Origin of the sequence: Acinetobacter sp. V2 (genome assembly GCF_001188385.1) — a bacterium.
GTDB classification, from domain to species: Bacteria; Pseudomonadota; Gammaproteobacteria; order Pseudomonadales; family Moraxellaceae; genus Acinetobacter; species Acinetobacter oleivorans.
The window spans coordinates 572,324-573,523 of record NZ_JZFB01000001.1 but is presented as its reverse complement, the minus strand read 5'-3'; the positions used below and the strand labels follow the sequence as shown (position 1 = coordinate 573,523).

Here is a 1,200-nt window from a genome sequence, read left to right as displayed (position 1 = left end):
CCGATTCAAGCCAATGTCCGAATTATTACTGCAACACATAAAGCTTTACGCGAAGAGGCTAAGGCTGGGCGTTTCCGTCATGATTTACTCTACCGTTTACGCGTAATTCCAATTTTTATACCGCCACTCAGAGAGCGAAAAGTCGATATTCCACTGATTGTCGATCAGATTTTAAAAGAGAGCTCAACTCAACTCGACACCATGCCTCGTCATGTCAATCAAAAAGCTATGCAAGTTTTATTGAATTATGACTGGCCAGGAAATGTTCGTGAGCTTAAAAACACTTTGCTTTATGCCTTAACCATGGCAAATGGTAAGGATGAAATTGAAGTTGAAGACTTACCAAATGAGCTCTTAAATGCCGAGGATTACGTTAAATTGCCTGAGACAAATACAGAACTTACCCCTGAAAATGTGCAAGCTGCTTTAGAAAAATATAACCATAACCTAAATATGGTCGCGAATATTTTTGGTATTAGCCGTACAACGCTTTGGCGCTATAGACAAAAGCATAAGCTTTAGTTAGGTATTTAGCTTGTCTAAGGCGTATCATATTGCACTTGGTTAGGTTCATTAGTTCAAAGGCTTTATATGATTGTCCGCGATAAAAGCAATGTATTTAAACTTTTATTTGCTTGGAAAGGAACAATTTTACCGAAGGTCTTGCCAGCACTGAGTTTTGTTGTACTTATTTCAGCCTGTGTGGTCTGGCTCTCTTATTATCATTGGATTCAAATACCTACTGTACCCGCAATTGGATTTACAATATTTGGTGTGATTCTTTCGATTTGTACGGGTTTTCGAAATAACGCGTGTTATGACCGTTGGTGGGAAGGCCGAAAACTTTGGGGCGCACTAATTGCTAATGCCAGACATATTGTTAGAGACAGCCATGTTCTAACCAATGAACAACGTGAACATTTAATTCATCAGGTCTTAATTTTTAGTAACTTATTGCGTGATCGTTTACGTCAACAAACAGTCGAACCCACAAAATTTCTTGAGCATGCCTATCTAAATAACTCTTCACTTAATTATTTAAATGAGCATATTAATGCGCCGCAATTTGTACTCGAAAATATTCAAAAAGATTTAGTTAAAATACTCAAAGATGGTGAAATTAGTGACATTATCTATAGCACGCTAAATCGACATATTGTTGAGCTAGGCAATATCCAAGCAGGTTGTGACCGAATTGCT

General features: G+C 37.8%; 2 protein-coding genes. Both read left to right on the top strand.

Features of this window, described 5'->3' with window-relative positions; translation table 11 throughout:
* On the top strand, nucleotides 1-522 hold a 522-nt coding region (locus tag UC75_RS19890), incomplete at its 5' end, for a sigma 54-interacting transcriptional regulator (protein WP_228137038.1).
* Nucleotides 523-591: 69 nt separating this feature from the next.
* A partial coding sequence (locus UC75_RS02670) for a bestrophin family protein (RefSeq protein ID WP_228137037.1) occupies nucleotides 592-1,200 on the top strand: 609 nt, incomplete at its 3' end.